This is a genomic window from Streptomyces sp. NPDC041122 (genome assembly GCF_055592445.1).
Genome location: NZ_JBVIYQ010000001.1, coordinates 218,194 through 241,778, shown reverse-complemented (window position 1 = coordinate 241,778; position 23,585 = coordinate 218,194). Strand labels below are relative to the sequence as shown.

The window sequence follows — 23,585 nt, the reverse complement described above, 5'->3', positions numbered from 1 at the left end:
CCGCCGCCTCCGCTCGTTCCGCCACCTCACGGTTTTGTCGTCTCCGCCTCCAGGCTGCGGCGCGTCTGCCGGCCGTACGTGCCCGGGGTGTCGTCCATGAGGCCGCGCGCCCACTGGTAGCGGACGACCGCCTCGGTGACCTCAAAGGTGTACGAGCCGTCCCGCTCGCCGACGTACAGGGACAACTGGGCCAGCCTGCCCTGCAGTTCCTCGACCTGGGGCCCCTTGTCGCCCTGACGCAGCGTCGTGTCGGGCGCCCGGCGCGAGGACGGTGACGACGACGGCGTACGCGGATCCACCGAGCCGGTCGCGCGCGCCGTCGACGGCGGCGACGAGGACGGCGAACGGGGCGCCGAGCGCACCTCCGGCGAGGAGGACGACGTCGGGCTCGGCGGGGCGGACGGCGAGCGGCTGGGCGAGGCGGACGCCTTCGCCGAGGGCGGCGCGGGCTTCGTGGGGTCCGCGTACGCCGACGCGGGGTCGCCCGGGAGGGCCCGGTCCCGGGCCGGCCCGTCGGTGGCCGAGGAGAGGAGGCCGACCGCGAAGACGGTGGCGGCGGTCACGGCGGCGACGGCACCCGCTCCGGCGAGCAGCAGGCCGACCGAGCGGCGTCTTCGGGTGGGGCCGGGGCGGTCGCCGGGGCTTTCGTGGGCCTCGGGGTCCGGGCGGCCGTCGCCGTCCGGCTGTGCCGGCTCCGCGTCCGGAGCCGGGAGGGGTCTTCGGCGGAGCGGTGGGGGCGCGGCCCCGGTCGGGTCCGGCGACGAGACCGCCGAGGTCTCGGGGTCGGGCAGCGACACGTAGGGCCGTATCCGCAGCGGATCGAAGTCCTCGGCGGCGGCCGTCTCGGCGGACCGCACCCGGGCCCGGGCCCGCGCACGGTCGTCGCGGTCGCGGTCGAGGGTGCCGTCGGGGTCGGTGTCACTGGCGCGGTCGCGCCGACCCCGCCCCCGTCCGTCCGTACGCGCCTGCTCGCTCTCCCGGCCCGCGTCTCGTTCGGTCCCTCCGGCCACCGGCCGTCCCTCCCTCCGATGTCCCGCCCGCCCCATGAGCTCCAGCGATTATGCAGACCCCCGCTTCAACAGGCCATAACCCGAGACACGCACCAGGATGGAGAGGAGGGAGGCGAGGGATGAGTGAGAGGGACGGGGAAGGAACCTCCAGGAGGTGTCCATGACGCATGACGTCGGCGCCCACCAGGCAGTACCGGAGCCCGAGCCCAGGCCGGCCCCGGATCCGGGGCCGCGATCCGGCCCCGTCCACAACGCGGACACGGGCTCGAACTCGGGCTCGGGGTCAGCCCCGAGCGCGGGCACGGGCACGGGAACGGACCCGGGCGGCAACGGTCACCCGCCGGGTGGCGTGCTCGTCTCCATCGGCGCCCTGCTGCTCGGCATGCTGCTCGCCGCCCTCGACCAGACCATCGTCTCCACCGCGCTGCCGACGATCGTCAGCGATCTCGGCGGCATGGACCACCTGTCCTGGGTCGTCACCGCGTACATGCTGGCCGCGACGGCCGCGACCCCGCTCTGGGGCAAGCTCGGCGACCAGTACGGCCGCAAGAAGCTGTTCCTCACCGCGATCGTGATCTTCCTGGCCGGTTCCGCGCTGTGCGGCATGGCGCAGAACATGCCGCAGCTCATCGGCTTCCGCGCGCTGCAAGGACTCGGCGGCGGCGGACTCATGGTGCTGTCCATGGCGATCGTCGGGGACCTCGTCTCCCCGCGCGAACGCGGCAAGTACCAGGGCCTGTTCGGCGCGGTCTTCGGCGCGACCAGCGTGCTGGGACCGCTGCTCGGCGGCCTCTTCACCGAGCACCTCAGCTGGCGCTGGGTCTTCTACGTGAACCTGCCCATCGGCGCGGTCGCCCTCCTGGTCATCATCACCACGCTGCACATCCCGGTGCGCGACACCCGGCACACCATCGACTACCTCGGCACCTTCCTCATCGCGTCCGTCGCCACCTGCCTGGTCCTCGTCGCCTCGCTCGGCGGCACCACGTGGGCCTGGGGATCGCCGCAGATCATCGGACTCGCGGTGCTCGGCGTGCTCCTCGCCGTCGCGTTCGTGGCGGTGGAACGCAAGGCCGCGGAACCGGTGCTCCCGCTGAAACTGTTCCGGATCCGCACCTTCACCCTCTCCGCCGTCATCAGCTTCATCGTGGGCTTCGCGATGTTCGGGGCGATGACATACCTGCCGACGTTCCTCCAGGTCGTGCAGGGCGTCACCCCGACCATGTCGGGCGTGCACATGCTGCCGATGGTGGCCGGCATGCTCCTGTCCACCACGGCGTCCGGGCAGATCGTCAGCCGCACCGGACGGTGGAAGGTCTTCCCCGTGGCGGGCACGGCCGTGACCGCGCTCGGACTGCTCCTGCTGCACCAGCTGGACGAGCACAGCGGCACCGGGGAGATGAGCGCGTACTTCTTCGTCTTCGGCCTGGGCCTCGGCCTGGTCATGCAGGTGCTCGTCCTCATCGTGCAGAACGCGGTGAGCTACGAGGACCTGGGCGTCGCCACCTCGGGCGCGACCTTCTTCCGGTCCATCGGCGCCTCCTTCGGCGTCGCGGTCTTCGGCACCATCTTCACCAACCGGCTCGGCGACAAACTCACCGACGCCCTCGCCGGACGGCAACTGCCGCCCGGCCTGAGCGTGGGCACCCTGGAGGCCGACCCGCGCGGCATCGCCCGCCTCCCCGCCGACCTGCGCCCCAGCGCCCTGCACGCGTACGCCTCGTCGATCACCGACGTCTTCCTCTACGCCACGCCGGTCGCCCTCGCCGCGTTCGTCCTCGCCTGGTTCCTGCGCGAGGACAAGCTGCGCGTCTCGGTGACGGCACCCGACACCACACAGACGCTGGCCAGCAACCCCGTGGAGCGTTCGTCGTACGACGAGTGCGCGCGTGCGCTCTCGGTGCTCGGGACGCGCGAGGGCCGGCGCGAGATCTACGAGCGGATCACGGAACGGGCCGGCTACGACCTGCTGCCCGCCTCCAGCTGGCTGCTCCTGCGCATCGCCCGGCACGGCTCCGTGGAGCCCGGCGTGCTCGCGGAGCGCACCACGGTGCCGCTGACCGTCGTGACAGCGGCCGCACGCCAGGTCGAGGAGCGCCGCCTCGCCCGCCGCACGGGCCTGGAGATGGTGCTGACCGAGTACGGCCGCGAGGTCGCGGGGAAGCTCGCCGCGGCCCGCGAGGAGTCCCTGTCGGAGCTGCTCGGCGACTGGTGGGGCCCCGACCGCCCGACCGACCTGGTCCAGCTGGTCGGTGAGCTCAGCGCGGAGCTGTGCGGTTCGGAGTCGGAGCGTCCGCGCGACGGCGCGAGCGCCGTACGGCCGGTACGCGCGGCCTGACCCGATCCTGCCGGGTCCTGCCCACACCCGGCCGTGCTCAGAGCCGCTTGCTGTACCAATGCTCGGCGTACGGCCGCTCGGCGTACGGCTCGATCTCCGCGTAGCCGTGCCGGGAGTAGAGCGCGCGGGCCTCCACCAGATCGGTACGGGTGTCGAGCACGATCCGCCCGGCCCCGAGCCCGCGGGCCGCGTCCTCGGCGGCGGCGAGCAGACGCGGGGCCCCGCCCTTGCCGCGCATGTCTGCCCGGACGAAGACCCGCTTGAGCTCGGCGGTGCCGGCGTCGAGCAGCCGCACCCCCGCCGTGCCGACCGGCTCGCCCCCGTACCGCGCGACCAGCAACACCCCACCGGGCGGGGCGAGATCGGCCCCGGTCTCCGCCGCGATCTCGCGCTCCAGCTCCCCGGGGTCGGTGGCGCGCCCCTCGTGCAGCTGGTACCAGCGGTCGCTGACCTCGGTGTAGTACGGACGCCAGAGCGCGGCGGCGACGGCCGAGTCGTACGGCTCCGGGGCGACGGCCCAGGCGGGCGCGGCGGTGGTCGGGACGGCGGGGAATCGGGTGGCGGCATCGCTCATGCGCCCATGTGAGCCCGCAGGACCGCCGCCGGGCAAACGAATTAGCTCGTGTCAGCTCTTGGGCGCGGCCTGCTGGACGACCTCGAAGGACCACACCGAGGACCCGCTCGCCGCCGGCTTCGGCCGCTCGCCGCCCGCGCCGCCGCCCTGGTGGGCCGCCTTCATGGGCCCCTCCATCCACGCCTGGAACGCTTCCTCGTCGCGCCAGCGGGTGTAGACGAGGTACTGGTCGGTGCCCTCGATCGGGCGGAGCAGTTCGAACCACTCGAAGCCGTCGGAGTTCTCCACCGCGCCCGCGCGGGACGCGAAACGCTTCTCCAGGACCTCGCGCTGCTCGTCGGGGACGGTGAGTGCGTTGATCTTCACGATGCTCATGCGGCCATCCTGCCGTACGGGCGGCGGGGGCCGGACATGCAGGGGCGCCGGGGCGGTGTGCGCCCCGGCGCCTCGGCGCGGGCCCGTGCAGACGGGGGGTGGCTACAGGCGGAGCAGGCGTTCCGCCGTCTCGCGGTAGTCGCGCAGGGCGAGGCGGAGCTGTTCCGTGTCGCCGGTGGGGCCCGCCCCGGCGGCGGGCCGGACACCCCCGGGGGGCGGGGGCTCGCCGGGGACGCCCTCGGCACGGACGCCCTCGCCGGGGACGCCCTCTGCGGGGAGCGCCTCCCAGGAGGTGCGCAGGGTGCGGCGGCGCTCGGTGAGCAGGTGGGTCAGGTCGGCGATCGCTTCCTCCAGGACGCCGTCGGCGCTCTCGACGGCCGCGCGCGGGCTGTCGACGAAGCCGTTGACGGCGTTCTGCAGGCGCAGCGTCAGCTTGTCGCGCGCGTCGCGCGGATAGAGGGTGGTCTCGGCGGTCTGGCCGGTCTGGCCGGTCTGGCCGGTCGGGGCGGCCGGAGTGGCCGGGGCGGCCGGAGTGGCCTGGGGTGCGGTGGCGGACGGCTCAGCCATGCTGGACTCCCTTGTGGGTGATGCCGGTCGAGCGCTCGGAAGTGCCGTGCCGGTCGGTGTGCGTGGCGTCGGCGTCGTGCCGCTGCTCGGCGACCAGGGCGTCGAAGAGGGCCCGCGCCTCGATCATGGCGGCCCGCATCTCCTCGGTACCGGCCGCGGCGTCGGTGTCGGTGCCGGACAGGGTGGAGCCGAGGGTGCCGGTCCTGCCCTGCTCGGGGCCCGTCGTGCCGAGGGCCACGCGGTGCACCTTGCGGTAACCGTGGACGTGGTGGGCGTGGTGCACGGAGAGCGCGTCGACCTGCTCCTCGTAGTGCCCCGCGTCCGGGAAGCCGCGGGCGCCGGCCAGCTCGGCGATCAGCCGGTCGGCTTCGACGACGGCCTCGCGCGGCGAGTCGACGAAGCGCTCCTGGGCGACGGTCCAGCGGGCCGCGTACTGCTCGCGCGCGGCGGGCTGCAACGGGCGCGTGCGCAGCGCGCCGTGCCGCTTCACCCGCTCGCCGAGGTCGCGTTCCGCGGCCTTCGTGTCGCCGTCGTGCCGGGCGACCGCGCGGTCGTACTCGGGCCCGAAGCGGCGCTTGAGGCCGCGCGTACCGCCCGCGCCCCGCTTGCCGTTCATCACCGCGACCGCGCCGACGGCGAGGACGGCGACGACGACCACGATCAGAGCGATGATCAGGACTGTGGACATGTGTGGGTGCCTTCTCGCTCGGGGATCGGCCTCGGGCGCGAGGCCCGGTGGGCCTCGGCACCCGTACCTCGGAACGGGTTGCCCGGAATCGATCCGCCAAACAGCGGCCGGGCAAGGGCCGTCCGCCGGGAGCGGTGTCGGCTCCGGGTGGCTTGCGCTCGGTCATGGGTTCGTTGTCGCGGGAGGGCGTGCGTCCTGCCCGGGAGCCCTTTAGGATGCGGCAGCGCGCGACACACCACATGCGCTCGCCCCGGGGCGAGTTGAAGGAGCTGCCACGTGCTGGAGCTGACCATGGCCGCGGTGAGCGGGGCGGAGACGGGCGCGGGGGCGACCGCGGGCATGCTCATGGCCGAGACGCCGAGCGAGCCGGGCACCGTCCTGTGTGTCGGGCGCGACCGGAACGTGTGCCGTCTCGTGACCCCCGACGACTGGCTCTTCGTCTCCCGCACCCATCTGGAGTTCCGCTGCGGGCCCGACGGCACGTGGTCCGTCCGCTGGCTGCGCGGCTCGAACCCCGACCCGGCGTCCGAGGTCCGGGTGGTCTTTGGGGGTACGGCGCGGGCCCTCGCGTACGGAGGGTCGGCGCCGCTCGCCCGGGGCAGTTCCGGCGAGGTCGTCATCCAGGACCGGTCGGGGCCGCGCAGCGTGAACGTCGGCTATTTCCACGAGGGTTGAGGGTGGCGTCGGTCCGGGTCAGGTGAGTACGCGAGCCAGCGCGAATCCGTCGTACCCCTTCGTGCCCACCGTCTGCACGGCCGTGGCGCTCAGCCTGGGGTGCTCCGCCATGAGCTCCAGCGCGGCCCGGGTGCCGCGCACGTTCGGGTCGGTGCTCGATCCGTCGGCGACCGCACCGCCCCGTACGACGTTGTCGAGGACGATCAGGCTGCCCGGCCGGGTGAGCTCGAGCGACCACTCCAGGTAGTGCGCGTTGTTGGCCTTGTCCGCGTCGATGAAGACGAAGTCGAAGGGGTCGGGGTGCGCGGTGTGCTCGGCGCCCAGGTCCGTCAGCGAGTCGAGCGCGGGGCCGACGCGGACCTCGGCGAGCTTGTCGAACCCGGCGCGGGCGAGGTTCGCGCGGGCCACGTCGGCGTGTTCCGGGCTGTATTCGAGGGTGACGAGCCGGCCGTCGGCGGGCAGGGCGCGGGCCAGCCAGATGGTGCTGTAGCCGCCGAGGGTGCCGATCTCCAGGATGCGGCGCGCGCCTTGGAGCTGGGCGAGGAGGTGGAGGAGCTTGCCCTGGTTGGGGGCGACGTTGATCTGCGGCAGGCCGGCCGCGTCGCTGTCGCGCAGGGCGGCGGCCAGGGTGTCGTCGGCGGGGGCGAGGAGGTCGGTGAAGTAGGCGTCGACGGTGTTCCACTGCTGCTGGTTCATGCTGCTCGTACGTTCCCTTCGCCTGTCTAGTTAGTTTCGCTAAGGAGCTTACCGGTGGGCGAGGGGCGTTGTCAGTGATAGCTCGCATACTGGTTGTCGGAGATCGTCGAGGAGAGCTGGCGGGCTCGGCTGGCTCGGCGGTGTGTCGTGCGGGATAAGGCGTGCGGGATGTGGCGTGTGGGGGACGAAATGTCGTACGGGGGAGTCGGAATGGTGGAGTACGGCGGGGCGGCGGTGTGGACTCCGGCGGTGGAGCCGGTGCTGCCGGGCGTGGCGGTGCGGGAGTTCGCCGGGCGGTGGCTGCCTGAGATGGCGCGGGGTGTCGAGGGGGCGGGAGCCGAGGGGGAAGGCGGGGGCGACTTCGTGTGCTCGCCCGCCGGGATGTGGCTGGCGCTCGCGTCCGTGGCCGCGGGGGCCCGCGGGGAAACCGCCGATGAGCTGCGGGAGTTGCTCGGCGTCGCGGGACCGGAGGCGACGCGCGCCGTGACGGCCGGGGCGCGGGCCCTCGCGGAGACGGACGCGCTGGGCGTGGCCACGCGCGTGTGGAGCCGGGTCCCGGTTCACCGGGCGTACGAGGAGGCCTTGCCGGACATCGCGTTCGGGCCGATGGACCCGGATGCGGGGGACGCGGCGGACGCGTGGGTGCGGGAGGCGACGGATGGCATGATCGACCGCCTGCCGGTGGTGATCACACCGGACACGCTGCTTCTGCTGGTCAACGCGCTGGCCCTGAAGGCGCGTTGGGAGGACCCCTTCGACCGGGCGGCCACGCGCGACGCGCTCTTCACGGACGCGGCGGGTGTCGGCCACGAGGTGCCGACGATGCGGCGGCCGGTGGCGGCGGGAGACGCGTGGGTGGTGGACGCGGGGGCCTCGGGTGCGGGGCGGGTGGTCGAGATGCGGGGGGCGGCGCGGGGTGTGCGGGCGCCCGTGCGCGTCCGGTTCGTGCTCGGGGAGCCGGGTGCGGGGGCGGCGGCCGTGCTGCCGCTCGCCTGGGCGCCGCGGGGGCGGCGGTCGGCGATCGACGCGGATGAGGTGTCCATGGCCGTGCCCCGGCTCGCGTTGCGGACGCGGACCGATGCGACGGAGCAGTTGGCCGCGCTCGGGGTGCGGTGGGCCTTGAGCGACGCGGCGGACTTCTCCGGGATGTCGCCGGAGCGGCTCGCGATATCGCAGGTGGTCCAGGAGGCGGTCGTGGAGATCGCGGAGGAAGGGGTGGATGCGGCTGCGGTGACGGCGGTGCCGATGGCGCCGGGTGGGGTTCGTCCTCCCCCTCGGCGGATCGAGCGGATCCTCTTCGACCGGCCGTTCGGGGTGGTGGTTCTCGACGGGGCGGGGGAGGTTCCGCTGTTCGCGGCGTGGCGGTCGACGGCGTGGGGTGCCGGGTGACGGTTCTGCGCAGTTCCCCGCGCCCCTTATCTGTGCCTGAGGCTCGTTGTCTTGCCGCGGCCCGGTGGGCTTTTCTGCGCAGTTCCCCGCGCCCCTGATCAGCCGGTCCTCCGGCCGCTTTGCCCCTGCGGGCCGGTGGGTTGTTTTGCGCAGTTCCCCGCGCCCCTGGTCGGCCGGGCGTCCGGCGTGTTTTGTGCTGCGGGCCGGTGGGCTCTTTTGCGCGGTTCCCCGCGCCCCTGACAACCCCTGCGGGTCTGCACGGGGTGCCGTGTCGCTCCTCGTGGGCGGGGGCGGAGGTGCTGGTTCAGGGGCGCGGGGAACTGCGCGACCAGCCCCCACCGGGCCGCAGCCGGCAAACCACCAACCCTGCCCCCAGACCTCCCCGGCCCGGCCCGCGCCGACCCGCGGACCCCACCGTTCAGGCCTAAGCGCCAGCGCCCAGCGCCTCCGCCTCGCGGGCCGTCTCCACCGCCGGAGGCGAACCCGGCAGGGGCCTGCGGGCCGATTCCGTCATGTACCAGACGGCGATGCCGCCCACCACGGCCGCCGCCATCATGTAGTACGCGGGCATCATCTTGTCGCCCGTCGCGCCGATCAGCGCCGTCACGATCAGCGGTGTCGTACCGCCGAAGACCGAGACGGAGATGTTGAAGCCGATGGAGAGGGAGCCGTAGCGGACCTTCGTCGGGAAGAGGGCCGGCAGGGTCGACGGCATCGAGGCCGTGAAGCAGACCAGGAGCAGGCCGAGCGCGCCGAGGCCGAGCCCGATCGCCCACAGCGAGCCCTCGCGGATCAGGAGCAGCGCGGGTACGGAGAGCAGCAGGAAGCCCGCGCAGCCCGCGGCGATCACCGGGCGGCGGCCGACGCGGTCCGTGAGCCTGCCCATGAACGGCTGGACGCACATCATCAGCGCCATCACGCCCAGGATGACCAGGAGCCCGTGCGTCTCGTCGTACTCGAGCTCGCTTGTCAGATAGCTCGGCATGTACGACAGCAGCATGTAGTCCGTGACGTTGAAGACCAGGACCAGTCCCATGCAGAGCAGCAGGGCCTTCCACTGGCCCGTGACCATGTCGCGCAGGCGGACCTTCGCGCGGGACTGCTCGTCCTCGTGGGCCTTCTCCAGCTCCGCGGCGAACGCCGGGGTCTCCTCCAGCTTCATCCGGAGGTAGAGGCCGATCAGGCCCATCGGGCCCGCGATCAGGAAGGGGATGCGCCAGCCCCAGGAGAGGAGGGCATCGGTCGAGAGCAGGGTCGTCATCAGGGTGACCAGGCCCGCGCCGCCGATGTAGCCCGCCAGCGTGCCGAACTCGAGCCAGCTGCCGAGGAAGCCGCGCTTCTTGTCGGGGGCGTACTCGGCGATGAACGTGGAGGCGCCCGCGTACTCGCCGCCCGTGGAGAAGCCCTGCACCAGGCGGGCGAGGAGCAGCAGGACCGGCGCCCAGACGCCGATCGCGGCATACGAGGGGATCAGGCCGATCGCGAACGTGCCCGCCGCCATCATGATCATGGTGATCGCGAGGACCTTCTGGCGGCCGACGCGGTCGCCGAGCGGCCCGAAGACCATGCCGCCGAGCGGCCGGATCAGGAAGGCCGCGGCGAACGCGCCGAAGGTGGAGAGCAGCTGCGCCGTCGGATTGCCCGAGGGGAAGAAGACCTTGCCCAGCGTCACGGCGATGTAGCTGTAGACGCCGAAGTCGAACCACTCCATCGCGTTGCCGAGGGCGGCCGCCTTCACCGCGCGCTTGACCATCGCCGGGTCGGTGACGGTCACCTCCCCGTGGCCATACGACGGGTCCGCGGGCCCGGACGGCCCCGACCTCAAGGGTCCCGAGGGTCCCGAGGGCGTCGGTGGCTCCGCGGACCTCGAGGAACCGGGCTTCCGTGGTGCGACGGGGGTGGCGCTCGCCAAGGGTTCGCTCGCCTGCTCTCGATCGACGACAAGGGCGGGGCCGCACCCGGTCAGCGGGGCGGCCCGAAAAGCGACCATAGGTGCAGGGGGCATCATTACGGTCGGTGTCCGGTCGGCCGCACAGCGCGCGGAAAGTGCTTCTGTCCAGGTCAAACGGCGTTTCCGCAGGTGGCAGGGGTGCGGCCGATCTGTGATCTATGTCGCGGCCCGGACCGGGAACCGCGCGGCCGAGACCGGTGCGCCATGCTGATGTCAGTGGAGTCACCACCGGTCTACGCGGAGTGAGGAGCTCGGCGGGAGGACAGTCGAGCGCCCCTGTTGAGCAGAGGAGCCGAAAAGCCGATGGAAAGCGGTGTGGCCGCCAGGTGAAATGGTGGTTGCGTGCGTCTCACAACAGGGCGCGGTCCGTACGAGCCGACAACCGGAGGCCGTGCCGGAGCGTGCGGCACACATGACGGACCGGGCGGGAGGCCGACGGGGCGTGGTGGACGTTGAGCACAGGGGATCGCGCACGGGGCAGGGCGGCGCCCTGGGACCGGGACAGGGCAGTGCTCTGGGACCGGGGCGGGCCGGTGACCACGAGGCGCGGGTCGGAGCCGCCCGCGTCGCTCTCTGGCTGATCGCCGCCTTCCTCGCGGTCCGGCAGGTCACCGACGTCCTGCGGACGCCCGCGGGGGAACGGTTCACCGATCTGGAGACGTGGATCGGACCGGCCGGCGTCCTGCACGTCAACGGCTCCTTCTACGACGCGGACAAGTTCACCGGACCCCCCTTCGCCGGCCTCGTCCTCAAACCGCTCGCGCGCACCGGGGAGCAGACGCTCGGCTGGGCCTGGACCTTCGGCACCCTCGGCCTGGTCGCCGTCCTCGGCCTCGTCGTGGCCCGCGCCCTGCCGCGGCCCGTCACCCGGCGCACCGCACTGCTCGCCGCCCCCGTGGCGATCAGCCTGCTCATCCTGTCGCTGCCGGTGCGCAACACCCTGCACCTCGGCCAGACCAGCATCCTGCCGGTCCTGCTCGTCCTGCTCGGCCTCTTCGCGGTCCGCGGCGAACGGTCCTGCGGCGTCCTCATCGGCGTCGGCGCCGCCCTGCAGCCGACCGCGCTGCTCTTCGCCGGGCTGCTCTGGTGCACCGGCCGCAGGAAGGCCGCCGCGTCGACCGGCGCCACCTTCGCCGCCTGCACCGCGCTCGCCTGGGCCGCGACGCCGGGCGACTCCGCCACGTACTGGTTCCACCATCTCGCGGGCGCCGGACTGGGCGAGCGTCCGGACGCCACCGCCAACCAGTCGCTGCACGGCATGCTGCTCCGCCTGGGCCTCGAGGGGCCGCTGGAGACCGGCCTCTTCCTCGCCCTGAGCGCCGCCCTCGTCTACGTGGGCCTGCGCCGCGCCGTGCGCTACGCCCGGGACGGGCAGCTGCTCCTCGCCGTCGCCATCACCGGCTGCGTGGCGGTCGCCGTGTCGCCGACGACCTGGCAGCACCAGCTCCTGTGGGTGCTCTTCGCGGTGGTCGGCCGGGTCGGCAAGCGCCGCTCCGACCGGTACGTGTGGCCGGTGGCCGTCGTCCTCGTGTCGACGCTGCCCGCCACGATGATGCTGCCGAACATGCCGGTCACCGAACCGGTCCGGGACGACCTCGTGCTGATCGCGGCGCTCGCCGCGGCCGCCGTCGTGCCCTTCCTGTCCCGCGCGCACCCGCAGTACGAGCGGCCCGTCCCCACCGCATACGCCGCGCCCGTACCGGCCCGCTGGAGCCGGGTGCCGCTGGTGCCGTTCTGGCGGCGCGTCCTGACCCGGCCGAACCTGCTGCTCGAACTGCTCCTGATCCGCGTCGGCTACTCCGCGTACCAGCAGGTCAGGCTCGCGGCGACGGGCGGCACGATCTCCGGGGGCCGGGACACCGCCGAGCACCACGGCGCGCAGATCCACGCGGTCGAGCGGTTCCTGCACATCGACGTCGAGCACTGGTTCAACCATCTGACGGCGCGGACCGGCTGGCTCCAGGACTTCCTCGACTTCTACTACACGTCGTTCCACTTCGTGGTGCCGCTGACCGTCCTCGGCGTCCTGTACGTGCGCAGGCCCGCCGAGTACCGCTGGGCGCGCTCCGCGCTCGCCTTCGCCACGGTCCTCGCGCTCATCGGCTTCTGGGCCTACCCGCTCGCCCCGCCGCGGCTGATGCCGGAGCTCGGCTTCATCGACACGGTGCACGGCGTGCAGGACTTCACCCGGCCCGACTACGGCACGCTGACGGAGCTCACCAACCAGTACGCGGCGATGCCCTCGCTGCACTTCGGCTGGTCCCTGTGGTGCGGCCTGGTCGTCGCGATCGTGGCGCCCCGGTGGTGGATGAAGGCGCTCGGCCTGCTCCATCCCTTCTTCACGGTCTGCGCGATCGTGGGCACCGGCAACCACTGGGTGCTGGACGCGGTGGGCGGCGCGGCCGTGGTGGGCGCGGGCTTCGGCCTCACGTACGCGCTGTCCGGGCCCCGCGTGCGGCAGCCGCTGGAGGCGGCGACGAGCGGTGGGGCCCCCGCCGGCGACTCTCGCGACGACCACTCCCGCCGGGGCGACTCCCGTGAGAGCGACTCCCGCGACGCCGGCTCGCTCAACGGCACGTCGCGTGGCGGCCCGTGGAGCGGCGGTAGCCCGAGCTGATCTCGTACGTACCCGGCGCGGGCACCGACAGGCGGGTGAACTCGCCCTGTGGCGTCAGGCAGGCCCCCTCGGCCCGCAGCCAGGGCGAGTACACCAGGCGCAGCGTCACCGAGCCCCGCTTCGGGACCCGCACCACCACGTTCGACCCCGTGGAGCGCACGACGGCCGCGGGCTCGGAGACCAGCGGCACCGGGTTCTTCACCCGGAAGACCTGCCAGTAGGGGTCCCGCCAGACCGGCTCCAGCCACTTCGGCCCGCTCGCCACCAGCGCCGCCTCGTCCTCGGCGAAGCCGTCCGGCTTGCCCGCGGGCAGCACCACGTACCCGACGGCCCACTTGTCGAGCCACGCGCGGTAGTTGCCCGGCGAGAACGAGCCGTCGTAGAAGAGCCGGCCGCGTTCGATGTCGAGCTGACGGTTCCAGCCGCGCGCCATGTTCACGTACGGGGCGAGCGCGGTGGCCTCACGGTGGTTGCGAGTCGGGACGACCTCGACCCGGGTGCGGTTGGCCTCCAGGCGCTCCAGCTCCCGCACCACCCCCTGGGTGTCGACCGCCCACTTCGGCACCTTCGTCGACACCACGAGGTCGTCGACGGTCTTCTGCGTCACCCACGCCGAGGACAGCACGAGCGCCACCGTCAGCGCGATCCTGCGGGCCCGGGTCAGGCCCGGGACGAGCAGCGCGGCGAGCAGCAGCGCGGGCCCGACCAGCTCGGCGAGCCGCTCCACGTTGGTGCCGATCGGGGAGGGGACGAGATAGGTCAGGACGGTCCCGACGGCGTAGACGCCCGCGCCCCACCGCACCACCCGCCACTCGCGCGGCCCGCCCAGGATGAGGGCCAGACTGAACAGCACCGGCGGGAAGATCCGGTCGAAGGGCATCAGGTGCTCGCCGGTGAAGGGGAAGAGCACCGTGGTCGCCGCCACGACGACGAAGGGCGGCAGGACCAGGGCCGCCGCGCGCGCCCAGTCGCGGACGAAGAAGTAGCCCGCGCCGGCCACCACCAGGAACAGCCCCGCGACGGGTGAGCCCATGGTGGCGAGGGCCGCGCACACCACGGCGACGACCACCCGCCGCTGCCGCACCAGCGCCAGACAGGCCGCGAGCCCGAAGGCGAGACCGAGCGCGAACGTGGTGCGCCCGGAGGCCACGTTGCACCAGATCGCGAGCGAGGCGAGCACCGCGGGCCACAGCGGCCTGCGGATGCCGGAGCGGTCGATCAGCGCGGCGACCAGCCAGGCGCCGGCGACCCCGGACAGCACCGTCACCGTCCGCACGCCGAGCGCGGCCATCAGATAGGGCGAGATCAGGCTGTAGTTGGCGGTGTGCATGCCGCCGTACCAGAAGAGGTTGTACGCGGCCGTGCCGTGCTCGGCGGCGAACCGCGCCCAGGCCTGCTGCGCCGCGAGGTCGCCGCCGCCCGTCGCGAGGAAGGCCACCCACACGGCGTACAGGGGAAGCGTGGGGACGGTGGCGAGCAGCGGGACGCGGTGCCGGCGCAGGAAGGGACGCGGCGGCGCGTTCCGTCCGGCGGTCGCGCGGTCGGACGGCGTGAGCGATACGTCGGCTGAGACCACGGCCACCGTTTCCGTTCGAGTCCTGGGGAGGCAAGGTTCACTTCTCAGGACGCTTCCTGCAACGGAAACGTTGGTTTCGTACAGGTGATTGACCTGATGCGGCGCTTCCTCCGGGGGAGGCAGGGGCGGGGGCGTGAGAGGGTTCGCCCCTGCCTCCCTGGAGGCGGGTCAGCCGCCGCCGGTCCGGTGTCCGCCGGCCGCTGACCCGGCGTCCCTCAGGTGCTGACCTGCAGTTCCTTGATGCCGTTGAGCCAGGCGGAGCGCAGCCTGCGCGGGTCACCGGTCAGGTGCAGACCGGGCATGGCGTCGGCGATCGCGTTGAAGATGAGGTTGATCTCCAGGACCGCGAGGGACTTGCCGAGGCAGAAATGCGGTCCGCCGCCGCCGAAACCGAGGTGCGGATTCGGGTCACGGGTGATGTCGAACTTCTCCGGCGATTCGAACACATCGGGGTCGTTGTTGGCCGACGAGTAGAAGATGCCGACGCGGTCGCCCTGCTTGATCCGGGCGCCGCCGAGCTCGGTGTCCTCGGTGGCCGTGCGCTGGAAGGAGACGACCGGGGTCGCCCAGCGCACGATCTCCTCGGCGGTGGTCGCGGGGCGCTCGCGTTTGAAGAGCTCCCACTGGTCCGGATGGGTGAGGAAGGCGTGCATGCCGTGGGTGATGGCGTTGCGGGTGGTCTCGTTGCCGGCCACCGCCAGCAGGATCACGAAGAAGCCGAACTCGTCGCCGGAAAGGTTGCCCTCGTCCTCGGCCGCCACCAGTTGGCTGACGATGTCCTTGGCGGGGCACTCCTTGCGGGCCGCGGCGAGGTTCATCGCGTACGCGACGATCTCCATCGCCGCCTCGGCGCCGACCTCCTCGGTGATCGCGTACTCCGGATCGTCGTACCCCGCCATCTTGTTGGACCAGTCGAAGATCTTGGAGCGGTCCTCCTGGGGCACGCCGATCAGCTCGGCGATGGCCTGAAGCGGCAGCTCGACGGCGACGTTCGTGACGAAGTCGAAGGAGCCGTCGGGGGCCGCGCCGGCGAGGGCCGACTCGACGATCGAGCCGGCGCGGGCGCGCAGCGCGTCCTCCAGGGAGCGGATGGCGCGGGGCGTGAAGCCGCGCTGGACGATCTGGCGGACCCGGGTGTGCTCGGGCGGGTCCATGTTGAGCATGATCAGCTTCTGGACCTCGATCTGGTCCCGGGTGATCGTCTCGTTGAACCGGATGATCGCGGTGTTGAGGTTGGAGGAGAACAACTCCGGGTGCGTGGAGACGTACTTGACGTCCTCGTGCCGTGTGACGGCCCAGTAGCCCGCGTCGTCGTAACCGGAGATGCGGGGCGGCTGGGCGATCCAGCGCACCGGCTCCGTCCGCCGCAGCGACGCGAACTCCGGGAGCGGCACGCCGCTTTGCAGCAGGTCGGGGTCGGTGAAGTCGAACCCGTCGGGCAGCGCGGGACAGGTCATCGGCAACTCCAGGCGGTGAACTTAAGTCTGACGGTCCATCAGGCAATGGCTCGAAAGGTAGTAACGGGTTCTACAAGAGGCAAGGCCCAGGACCGGACGATTACGCGCGAGCCCCGCGCAAGGTGCGTGCAAGACCCTTGCGGCGCATGGGTCCGGCTCAGCAGACTGCTGCACAGAACTAGAACGCGTACTAGTTCCACTCGCGAGCCGCCGGGACGGCTCGCGGGACGTGGAGGGAGAGGACGAGCCCATGGCCGCGGAACCCGTCATCGTCGAAGCAGTACGCACGCCCATCGGCAAGCGCGCGGGCGCGCTCGCCAATCTCCACCCCGCCTATCTGCTCGGCGAGACCTATCGCGAACTCCTCGGCCGCACCGGCATCCACGCCGACTGCGTCGAACAGATCGTCGGCGGCACGGTGACGCACGCCGGCGAGCAGTCCATGAACCCGGCGCGCACCGCCTGGCTCACCATGGGCCTGCCGTACGAGACCGCGGCGACCACCGTGGACTGCCAGTGCGGCTCCTCGCAGCAGGCGAGCCACATGGTCGCCAACATGGTCGCGGCCGGCGTCATCGACGTCGGGATCAGCTGCGGCGTCGAGGCGATGTCGCGGGTGCCGCTCGGCTCGGGGTCCAAGCACGGGCCCGGCAAGCCGTTTCCCGAGGAGTGGAACGTCGACCTGCCCAACCAGTTCGAGGCCGCCGAGCGCATCGCCCGCAAGCGCGGCCTCACCCGCGAGAACGTCGACTCCCTCGGCCTCATCTCGCAGGAGCGGGCGGCCGTCGCCTGGGCGGAGGAACGCTTCAAGCGCGAGACGTTCGCCGTACAGGTGCCGACCACGGAGGAGGAACAGGCCGCCGGGCAGGGCATGTGGCGGCTCGTCGACCGCGACGAGGGGCTGCGCGACACCACGATGGAGGCGCTCGGCGGCCTCAAGCCGGTCATGCCGACCGCCGTGCACACCGCGGGCAACTCCTCGCAGATCTCGGACGGGGCGGCGGCCATCATGTGGGCGTCCAAGCGGATGGCGCGCGCCCTGAAGCTGAAGCCGCGGGCGCGGATCGTCGCGCAGGCGCTGGTCGGCGCGGACCCGCACTTCCACCTCGACGGGCCGGTCGACGCGACGCGGGCGGTGCTCGGCAAGGCGGAGATGTCCCTGAAGGACATCGACATCGTCGAGATCAACGAGGCGTTCGCCTCCGTGGTGTTGAGCTGGGCGCAGGTCTTCGGCCAGGACCTGGAGAAGGTGAACGTGAACGGCGGCGCGATCGCGCTGGGCCACCCCGTCGGCGCGACCGGGGCGCGGCTCATCACCACGGCGCTGCACGAACTGGAGCGAAGGGACAAGGAGTTCGCGCTGGTCACGATGTGCGCGGGGGGTGCGGTGGCGACGGGGACGATCTTGCAGCGACTGTAGGGGGGCGTGGGGTGGTGTGGACGCCCGACGTGGCTCGGTCGGTCACCGGCTTCGCCGAGTTCGTCCTCAAGCGCCGGACGGGCTGGATCGTCGCCGGGTTCGTCCTCAGGTGCCTCAGGTGCCTCAGGTGCCTCAGGTGTCGGACGGGCTGAACCCATCCCGGTCCGTCGCCGAGGGGGCGTACCTACACCCTCCGTCGGGGGGCATGTCGGATGTCGTGGTGGGGTGTGGGTTCGTAGCGTCGTCGTATGACCAACTCGACTTGCCGCCATGGCCGTTCCGTACGACGAGGGGGCGCCGTTCTCCTCGCTCTCATGCTCGGGGGGCTCGCTGTTGCGCCCGCCGCGCAGGGGGAAGAACAAGGTTCCGTCGTCGTGCGGGACGGGGCGCGCGGCGCGCTGCTGCGTGTCACCCCCGTCGCCGACCTGAGCCGCGCCCAGGTCGCCGCCTTCCTCAAGGAGGGGGAGATCAGTACGGCCACCGTGCGGTACGGGGTCACGGCGTACCGTCTCACCTACCGCACCGTCGACACCCACGGGCGGCCCACCACCGCCACCGGCCTCCTCGTGCTGCCGAAGAGCCCCGGCGACCGGCCTCTCGGGCTCGTCTCCGACACCCACGGCACCATGGTCCACCGCGACTACGCGCCCTCCGTGACCGAGGACTTCGGGCGGCTGACCCCCTATCTGCACGCCGCCGCGGGCAAGGCCGTCGCCGCCCCGGACTACCTCGGGCTCGGCCGCGGCCCCGGCCGCCACCCGTACATGGACACGCGCTCGGCGGTGACCGCCTCCGCGGACATGCTGCGGGCCGCGCGCGGCGCCGCGCACCGGCAGGGGCGGACCCTCTCCGGCGATCTGTACCTCACCGGGTTCTCGCAGGGCGGGCAGGTGGCGATGGCGCTGGGCCGGCAGGTGCGGGAGAAGAGGGACGGGTTCACCGTGCGCGCCATCGCTCCGGTCAGCGGGCCCTACGACCTGGCCGGCGAGGAGATGCCCGCCCTCCTGGACGGCCGGGTCAACGACACGAGCGGCGTCTACTACCTCTCGTACTTCCTGGTGGCCCAGAACCGTCTGCACCCGATCTACCGGGACCCCGCCGAGGCGTTCCGCGCCCCCTACGCGGCCCGGGTCGAGCAGCTCTTCGACGGGCGGCACGGGGAGGAGGATGTCATCGGGGCGCTGCCCCGGACCGTGCGGGAGCTGGTCACCCCCGCCTTCTACGAGCGGTTGCGGCACCCGGCGGGTGGCCTGGAGGAAGCCCTGACCGTGAACGACGGGTCCTGCGACTGGAAGCCCGCGGCCCCGGTGCGGCTCTACGCGGCGCGGGGCGACACCGACGTGCCGATCGGGAACGCCCGCAGCTGCGCGGCCGACCTCGCCGGGCACGGCGTGCGGGCCCCGGTCATGGACCTGGGCGGCGTGCCGCACATGCGGTCGGTCCCGATGGCGGCACCGAAGATCGTGCGGTGGTTCGCGGCGGTGCGCTGAGAGCCGAAAGAGGCGGCAACCCCTCACTCAGGGGTTGCCGCCTCTTTCACCGGTTCACCGGTTCACCGGATATGCGGCTGCGGCTCAGTACCAGCCGTTCGCCTGCCAGTGGTTCCAGGCGCCGACCGGGCTGCCGTAGCGCTCGTTCATGTACTTCAGACCCCACTCGATCTGGGTCTCGGGGTTGGTCTTCCAGTCGGAGCCCGCGGAGGCCATCTTCGAGCCGGGCAGGGCCTGGACCAGGCCGTAGGCGCCGGACGCGGAGTTGGTCGCGCTCGGGTTCCAGCCGCTCTCGTGCGAGACGATCTTGTCGAACGCGGCGAACTGCGCGGGGTCCGCGATCTTCTTCTTGGCGATCGACTTGGCGGAGGCCGGCGCGGCGGCGGGAGCCGCGGCCGGAGCGGCCGCCTTCGTGGTGGTCGGGGTGGCTGCCTGGGCCGGGGCCGCGGCGAAGACCATGCCGGAGGCGGCGGCGGCGACGAGGCCGCCGGTGAGGGCCTTCTTCGGGGAAGCGATGCGGCGGATGAGCGAGGCGGACACGGAGGACCTTCCGGTGGGGGGCGGGGGAGTCGCGGTGCACGCCGTGGAACGTGGGGGACATGCGGCGGCGCCGCGTCCCCGGGGGGTCGTCGGCGCCTTGCGACTCATCCACAGAAACAGCCGGCCCCGGGTGAGTGCAATGTCCGTATTTACTAGTGGAAGTCGCATCCGCGCCGAACGTCCGTCGTGTGATGTGGCTCTCAATGTGCAGGTCGGAGGCTGTTTTGATGTGGGCACACCAATACGCGCGGTCTACGCCCCCGCTTCGTAGAGGACGAAAGACCTGTGGGCCGCCTCACGCCGACGGGGCCGCGAAATGACGCACGGCGACCGGCCGCTCACGGCTCGGGGGCGGTGAAAGTGACGGGCGCCTCGAAGGCCGCCCGGCGCGTGGCCCGGCGCAGCGCCTTGAGGACGGCGGGACCGAGCGCGAGGCTCAGCAGCACCGTGACCACGGCGCGCGGCAGGTCCCAGCCGAGCGAGGTGGCCAGGCAGTACGCGACGAACCGGCCGAGGTTGTCCGCCAGCGGGTCGCCCGGCACGAAGGAGACGCCGGTGGCCAGGCCGCCCAGGTAGGGCCAGCCCTGCAGGTTCATCACCGTGCCGTACAGCACCGAGGAGACCGCCCCGTAGACCGCGAGCAGCCACAGCTCGCGCCGTCCGCGCAGGGTGTCGGGGCCCGGCAGCAGCCCCGCGCCCATGCAGACCCAGCCCATCGACAGCATCTGGAACGGCATCCACGGCCCGACCCCGCCGGTCAGCAGCGCCGACGCGACCATCGACACCGCGCCAAGGACGAACCCGAAGCCCGGCCCGAGCACCCGTCCGCTCAGCACCATCAGGAAGAACATCGGCTCGATGCCCGCCGTCCCCGCGCCCAGCGGCCGCAGCGCGGCACCCGCCGCGGCGAGGACGCCGAGCATGGCGATGGCCTTGGCGTCGAGGCCGACGTCCGCGATCGTCGCCACCACCACGGCGAGCAGCAGCGGGAGCAGCGCCGCGAACAGCCAGGGCGCGTCCTGCGCGTGCTCGCTGAGCCCGGAGCCGCCGCCCGCCAGCAGCGGCCAGCCGAAGGCGACCACGCCGACCGCGCTGACCAGCGCGAGCGCGGCCACCGAGCGGCGGCCCAGGCGGATGGGGCGCACCTGGCCCCGGTCCTTCGCGGCGGCCGTCACGACGGGTCCGTCCCGTCCGCGTCCAGCGCCTGCCGCACCTGCGCCACGGTCAGCCACTCCTGCGGCGCCAGGATCTTCGTGACCTGCGGCGCGAACGACGGCGACGACACCACGATCTGCTCGGTCGGGCCGTCCGCGACCACCTCGCCGTCCGCGAGGATCACCACGCGGTGCGCGATCTCGGCGGCGAGCTCGACGTCGTGCGTGGCCAGCACCAGCGCGTGCCCCGCGGCGGCGAGCCCGCGCAGGACGGTGACCAGGCGGGCCTTGGCCGCGTAGTCCAGGCCGCGGGTCGGCTCGTCGAGGAGGAGCAGGGGCGGCCGCGCGGTGAGGACGATCGACAGGGCGAGCGCGAGGCGCTGGCCCTCGGAGAGGTCACGCGGATGGGTGTCGTCCGCGATGTCCGGCAGCAGCTCGCTGACCAGGGCCCGGCAGCTCCCCGGCGCGGCGTCGGCGTCGTGGTCGGCGGCCGCGCACTCGGCGGCCACCGTGTCCGCGTACAGCAGGTCGCGCGGTTCCTGGGGGACCAGGCCGACGTGCCGGATCAGCCGGCGCGGGGGCGTGCGGTGCGGGACCGCGCCGCCGACGCGGACCGTGCCGGAGGTGGGTTCGAGCAGGCCGACCAGGGTGGACAGGAGCGTGGACTTGCCGGCGCCGTTGCGGCCCATCAGGGCGACGGTCTCGCCGGGGGTCACGGTGAGGTCGACGCGGCGCAGTGCCTCGACGCGCCCGCGTCGCACGGCGAGCCGGTCGACGACGGCGGGCGCCGCCCCCTCGGCCGCGCCGCCCCCGGGCGCACGGACCTCGGCCGTACGGTTCCCGCGCGGCCGGGACCACCGCCCGGACGGCTTCCCCGCCGCCCCGCGGGCCTGCTCGGGCGGGGCCTCGCGGGCCGGCCGGGCCGCGGCGAGCCGCTCCCGGAGGGCGCCCGCCCCGCGCCGCGCGTCGCGTACGGTCAGCGGCAGCGGCGACCAGCCCGCGATCCTGCCGAGCGCGACCACCGGGGGAAAGACGGGGGAGCGGGCCATCAGCGCGGCCGGGTCGCCGAGCACCGGCGGCTCGCCCGGCGCGGCGAGCAGCAGCACCTGGTCCGCGTACTGCACCACCCGCTCCAGGCGGTGCTCGGCCATCAGGACCGTGGTGCCCAGGTCGTGGACGAGCCGCTGCAGCACCGCGAGGACCTCTTCGGCGGCGGCCGGGTCGAGCGCGGACGTCGGCTCGTCGAGGACCAGGACCCGCGGGTGCGGGGTGAGCACGGAGCCGATGGCGACGCGCTGCTGCTGGCCGCCGGACAGGGTCGCGATGGGCCGCTCGCGCAGGTCGGCGAGGCCGAGCAGGTCCAGGGTCTCCTCGACCCGGCGGCGCATCACGTCCGGGGCGAGGCCCAGCGACTCCATGCCGTACGCCAGCTCGTCCTCGACGGTGTCCGTCACGAAGTGCGAGAGGGGGTCCTGGCCCACCGTGCCGACGACGTCGGCCAGTTCGCGCGGCTTGTGGGTACGGGTGTCGCGGCCCGCCACGGTCACCCGCCCGCGCAGGGTGCCGCCGGTGAAGTGCGGCACGAGCCCGCTCACGGTGCCGAGCAGGGTGGACTTGCCGACCCCGGACGGCCCGACGAGCAGGACCAGTTCGCCCTCGGGCACGGTGAGGTCGACCCCGCGGACGGTGGGTCCGGACGCCCCCTCGTAGCGCACCGAGACATCCTCGAAGCGGATCATGAGGTCTCCTCGGAGGAAGCGGGCGGGGCGGAAGAGGGGGATGCGGGGGCGGCGGCCTCGTGCGGGGGAGGCGTCCGCCAGGCGGCGGGCGAGAGCCTCTCCGCCGGGGCGGGCTCCCGGGGCCCGGCGGTCCCGGGCTCCGGGGTCGCCGCCCTCGCCCGCCCCGCCGCACCCGCCTCGGGCGGCACCGGCGCCACGAACGCCGGCAGCAGCCCGAGCAGCACCGCGGCCGCGGGCCACAGCGGCAGCGTCGGCGCGACGAGCGGTACGACACCGGGCTGCAGGGCGGCCGGGTCGTAGGAGGCGGCCCAGATCATCAGCCCCGCCACCGCGGCCCCCGACCCGGCGACGAGCCAGGCGCGCACGCCCCACGGGTCGGGCCGGTAGCGGGTGCGCACCGAGCGGCGGCCGCCGAGGCGCAGCCCGGCGAGCGCGGCGAGCAGGCCGACGAGCAGCACGGGCAGGCCGTAGGCCGCGCCCTGCGCGGTCAGCAGACCGTACGTCCCGACGCAGACGCCCATCAGACCGCCGAGGGTCAGCACCGCCGTGGCCCTGCGCACCCCGGCGGGGACCGGCGCGGTCCGGCCGAAGCCCCGCGCGTCCATCGCCGCCGCCAGCGCCACCGACCGCTCCAGGGCGCCCTCCAGGACCGGCAGCCCGACCTGGAGCAGCCCGCGGATCCCCTTGTCGGGACGGCCGCGCAGCCGCCGGGCGGCCCGCAGCCGCTGCACGTCGGTGATGAGGTTCGGCGCGAAGGTCATCGCCACGACGACGGCGACCCCCACCTCGTACAGCGCGCCCGGCAGCGACTTCAGCAGCCGGGCCGGGCTCGCCAGCGCGTTGGCGGCGCCGACACAGATCAGCAGCCCGGCCAGCCGGATGCCGTCGTAGAGCGCGAAGGCCAGCCCCTCGGCGGTGACCCGGCCGCCGATCCGCACGCCCCTGGCCCAGTCGGGCAGCGGCACCTCGGGCAGTGTGACGAGCGTGTGCGTGCCGGGGATCGGCGAGCCGAGCACGATCGCGAAGACCAGCCGGATCGCGATGACCACGAGCCCCAGCTTCACGAACGCGCCGTACGACTTGGCCCAGGGCGCCGAGGTGCGCCGCGCCGCCACCACATAGCCCGCGACGCCGATCAGCAGTCCGATGAGCAGCGGATTGGTGGTGCGGGACGCGGCGGTGCCGAGGCCGATGGCCCACACCCACCAGGCGCCCGGGTGCAGCGCGTTGCTCCGGTGCGCCGCGGGGGCGAGGCGGCGGCGCAGCGCTCCCGGCGCGCGCCCGCCGTGGTCGTCCGTCATCGGGTCGTCCGTGTCCGTCGTCCGCGCC

19 protein-coding genes are annotated in these 23,585 nt (G+C 73.3%); 6 read left to right on the top strand and 13 right to left on the bottom strand.

Translation table 11 applies throughout. The features are described from left to right. Window positions 1-26: 26 nt before the first annotated feature. Window positions 27-1,010, bottom strand: a complete 984-nt coding sequence (locus ACZ6B8_RS01035) for a peptidoglycan-binding domain-containing protein (protein ID WP_471605891.1) — start codon at window positions 1,008-1,010, stop codon at window positions 27-29. Window positions 1,011-1,170: 160 nt separating this feature from the next. Between ACZ6B8_RS01035 and ACZ6B8_RS01030 the strand changes: the two genes are divergently transcribed. Beyond that, window positions 1,171-3,348 (top strand): DHA2 family efflux MFS transporter permease subunit, encoded by a 2,178-nt coding sequence (locus ACZ6B8_RS01030; RefSeq protein WP_471605890.1) that lies wholly within the window; start codon window positions 1,171-1,173, stop codon window positions 3,346-3,348. A 37-nt stretch (window positions 3,349-3,385) separates the two neighbouring features. On the opposite strand, the gene ACZ6B8_RS01025 is transcribed toward ACZ6B8_RS01030, so the two are convergent. From ACZ6B8_RS01025 to ACZ6B8_RS01010, 4 genes are all read right to left on the bottom strand, one after another. After that, entirely contained in the window at window positions 3,386-3,922 is a 537-nt protein-coding gene (locus tag ACZ6B8_RS01025; RefSeq protein WP_471605889.1) for a GNAT family N-acetyltransferase, read from the bottom strand. A 51-nt stretch (window positions 3,923-3,973) separates the two neighbouring features. Continuing rightward, window positions 3,974-4,297 carry an antibiotic biosynthesis monooxygenase family protein gene (locus ACZ6B8_RS01020; protein ID WP_471074666.1) on the bottom strand — a complete coding sequence of 108 codons (324 nt, stop codon included), beginning with the start codon at window positions 4,295-4,297 and terminating at the stop codon, window positions 3,974-3,976. Between the two features lie 102 nt (window positions 4,298-4,399). Continuing rightward, on the bottom strand, window positions 4,400-4,864 hold the full coding sequence (locus ACZ6B8_RS01015) for a hypothetical protein (protein WP_471605888.1): 465 nt from the start codon (window positions 4,862-4,864) through the stop codon (window positions 4,400-4,402). After that, the gene (locus tag ACZ6B8_RS01010; protein ID WP_471074672.1) at window positions 4,857-5,552 is read right to left on the bottom strand and encodes a hypothetical protein; all 696 of its coding nucleotides are present in this window, start codon (window positions 5,550-5,552) and stop codon (window positions 4,857-4,859) included. The genes ACZ6B8_RS01015 and ACZ6B8_RS01010 overlap by 8 nt, the downstream gene beginning before the upstream one ends. 276 nt (window positions 5,553-5,828) lie before the next feature. Between ACZ6B8_RS01010 and ACZ6B8_RS01005 the strand changes: the two genes are divergently transcribed. Beyond that, window positions 5,829-6,227 carry an FHA domain-containing protein gene (locus tag ACZ6B8_RS01005; protein WP_471605887.1) on the top strand — a complete coding sequence of 133 codons (399 nt, stop codon included), beginning with the start codon at window positions 5,829-5,831 and terminating at the stop codon, window positions 6,225-6,227. Between the two features lie 18 nt (window positions 6,228-6,245). On the opposite strand, the gene ACZ6B8_RS01000 is transcribed toward ACZ6B8_RS01005, so the two are convergent. After that, window positions 6,246-6,923, bottom strand: coding sequence for an O-methyltransferase (locus ACZ6B8_RS01000; protein ID WP_471074678.1), 678 nt, complete (start codon window positions 6,921-6,923; stop codon window positions 6,246-6,248). A gap of 210 nt (window positions 6,924-7,133) precedes the next feature. Between ACZ6B8_RS01000 and ACZ6B8_RS00995 the strand changes: the two genes are divergently transcribed. Beyond that, entirely contained in the window at window positions 7,134-8,312 is a 1,179-nt protein-coding gene (locus ACZ6B8_RS00995; RefSeq protein WP_471605886.1) for a serpin family protein, read from the top strand. 424 nt (window positions 8,313-8,736) lie between these two features. Here ACZ6B8_RS00995 and proP read toward each other — a convergent pair whose 3' ends face one another. Then, on the bottom strand, window positions 8,737-10,320 hold the full coding sequence (gene proP, locus ACZ6B8_RS00990) for a glycine betaine/L-proline transporter ProP (protein WP_471605885.1): 1,584 nt from the start codon (window positions 10,318-10,320) through the stop codon (window positions 8,737-8,739). Window positions 10,321-10,675: 355 nt separating this feature from the next. On the opposite strand from proP, the gene ACZ6B8_RS00985 reads away from it, so the two are divergent. Beyond that, window positions 10,676-12,880, top strand: coding sequence for a bifunctional glycosyltransferase 87/phosphatase PAP2 family protein (locus ACZ6B8_RS00985; RefSeq protein ID WP_471605884.1), 2,205 nt, complete (start codon window positions 10,676-10,678; stop codon window positions 12,878-12,880). On the opposite strand, the gene ACZ6B8_RS00980 is transcribed toward ACZ6B8_RS00985, so the two are convergent. Together ACZ6B8_RS00980 and ACZ6B8_RS00975 are read right to left on the bottom strand one after the other, a co-directional pair. Further along, window positions 12,831-14,462, bottom strand: a complete 1,632-nt coding sequence (locus tag ACZ6B8_RS00980) for a hypothetical protein (protein ID WP_471605883.1) — start codon at window positions 14,460-14,462, stop codon at window positions 12,831-12,833. The two genes, ACZ6B8_RS00985 and ACZ6B8_RS00980, sit on opposite strands and share 50 nt — an antisense overlap. Window positions 14,463-14,671: 209 nt before the next feature. Then, complete coding sequence (locus ACZ6B8_RS00975) at window positions 14,672-15,913, bottom strand: cytochrome P450 (RefSeq protein ID WP_471605882.1); 1,242 nt, start codon at window positions 15,911-15,913, stop codon at window positions 14,672-14,674. 250 nt (window positions 15,914-16,163) lie between these two features. Between ACZ6B8_RS00975 and ACZ6B8_RS00970 the strand changes: the two genes are divergently transcribed. Together ACZ6B8_RS00970 and ACZ6B8_RS00965 are read left to right on the top strand one after the other, a co-directional pair. Further along, complete coding sequence (locus tag ACZ6B8_RS00970) at window positions 16,164-17,333, top strand: steroid 3-ketoacyl-CoA thiolase (RefSeq protein WP_471605881.1); 1,170 nt, start codon at window positions 16,164-16,166, stop codon at window positions 17,331-17,333. 248 nt (window positions 17,334-17,581) lie between these two features. Next, the gene (locus tag ACZ6B8_RS00965; RefSeq protein ID WP_471605880.1) at window positions 17,582-18,823 is read left to right on the top strand and encodes an alpha/beta hydrolase; all 1,242 of its coding nucleotides are present in this window, start codon (window positions 17,582-17,584) and stop codon (window positions 18,821-18,823) included. Between the two features lie 84 nt (window positions 18,824-18,907). On the opposite strand, the gene ACZ6B8_RS00960 is transcribed toward ACZ6B8_RS00965, so the two are convergent. The 4 genes from ACZ6B8_RS00960 to ACZ6B8_RS00945 all read right to left on the bottom strand — a co-directional run bounded on the left by ACZ6B8_RS00960 (window position 18,908) and on the right by ACZ6B8_RS00945 (window position 23,557). After that, window positions 18,908-19,363 (bottom strand): aggregation-promoting factor C-terminal-like domain-containing protein, encoded by a 456-nt coding sequence (locus ACZ6B8_RS00960; protein ID WP_471074701.1) that lies wholly within the window; start codon window positions 19,361-19,363, stop codon window positions 18,908-18,910. Window positions 19,364-19,701: 338 nt separating this feature from the next. Beyond that, the gene (locus ACZ6B8_RS00955; protein WP_471605879.1) at window positions 19,702-20,538 is read right to left on the bottom strand and encodes an ECF transporter S component; all 837 of its coding nucleotides are present in this window, start codon (window positions 20,536-20,538) and stop codon (window positions 19,702-19,704) included. After that, window positions 20,535-22,256, bottom strand: a complete 1,722-nt coding sequence (locus tag ACZ6B8_RS00950) for an ABC transporter ATP-binding protein (RefSeq protein ID WP_471605878.1) — start codon at window positions 22,254-22,256, stop codon at window positions 20,535-20,537. Before ACZ6B8_RS00950 ends, ACZ6B8_RS00955 begins: the two co-directional genes overlap by 4 nt. Beyond that, window positions 22,253-23,557: an energy-coupling factor transporter transmembrane component T gene (locus tag ACZ6B8_RS00945; protein WP_471605877.1), complete on the bottom strand. Its 1,305-nt coding sequence runs from the start codon at window positions 23,555-23,557 to the stop codon at window positions 22,253-22,255. Before ACZ6B8_RS00945 ends, ACZ6B8_RS00950 begins: the two co-directional genes overlap by 4 nt. Window positions 23,558-23,585: the final 28 nt, after the last annotated feature.

Bases quoted from the DNA above. Each gene is read 5' to 3' on its own strand.
- ACZ6B8_RS01010 (WP_471074672.1), bottom strand. From the start codon at position 5,552: ATGTCCACAGTCCTGATCATCGCTCTGATCGTGGTCGTCGTCGCCGTC.
- ACZ6B8_RS00970 (WP_471605881.1), top strand. From the start codon at position 16,164: ATGGCCGCGGAACCCGTCATCGTCGAAGCAGTACGCACGCCCATCGGC.
- ACZ6B8_RS01030 (WP_471605890.1), top strand. From the start codon at position 1,171: ATGACGCATGACGTCGGCGCCCACCAGGCAGTACCGGAGCCCGAGCCC.
- ACZ6B8_RS01015 (WP_471605888.1), bottom strand. From the start codon at position 4,864: ATGGCTGAGCCGTCCGCCACCGCACCCCAGGCCACTCCGGCCGCCCCG.
- ACZ6B8_RS01020 (WP_471074666.1), bottom strand. From the start codon at position 4,297: ATGAGCATCGTGAAGATCAACGCACTCACCGTCCCCGACGAGCAGCGC.
- ACZ6B8_RS00950 (WP_471605878.1), bottom strand. From the start codon at position 22,256: ATGATCCGCTTCGAGGATGTCTCGGTGCGCTACGAGGGGGCGTCCGGA.
- ACZ6B8_RS00995 (WP_471605886.1), top strand. From the start codon at position 7,134: ATGGTGGAGTACGGCGGGGCGGCGGTGTGGACTCCGGCGGTGGAGCCG.
- ACZ6B8_RS00945 (WP_471605877.1), bottom strand. From the start codon at position 23,557: ATGACGGACGACCACGGCGGGCGCGCGCCGGGAGCGCTGCGCCGCCGC.
- ACZ6B8_RS00965 (WP_471605880.1), top strand. From the start codon at position 17,582: ATGACCAACTCGACTTGCCGCCATGGCCGTTCCGTACGACGAGGGGGC.
- ACZ6B8_RS00985 (WP_471605884.1), top strand. From the start codon at position 10,676: ATGACGGACCGGGCGGGAGGCCGACGGGGCGTGGTGGACGTTGAGCAC.
- ACZ6B8_RS00975 (WP_471605882.1), bottom strand. From the start codon at position 15,913: ATGACCTGTCCCGCGCTGCCCGACGGGTTCGACTTCACCGACCCCGAC.
- ACZ6B8_RS01025 (WP_471605889.1), bottom strand. From the start codon at position 3,922: ATGAGCGATGCCGCCACCCGATTCCCCGCCGTCCCGACCACCGCCGCG.
- ACZ6B8_RS01000 (WP_471074678.1), bottom strand. From the start codon at position 6,923: ATGAACCAGCAGCAGTGGAACACCGTCGACGCCTACTTCACCGACCTC.
- proP (WP_471605885.1), bottom strand. From the start codon at position 10,320: ATGATGCCCCCTGCACCTATGGTCGCTTTTCGGGCCGCCCCGCTGACC.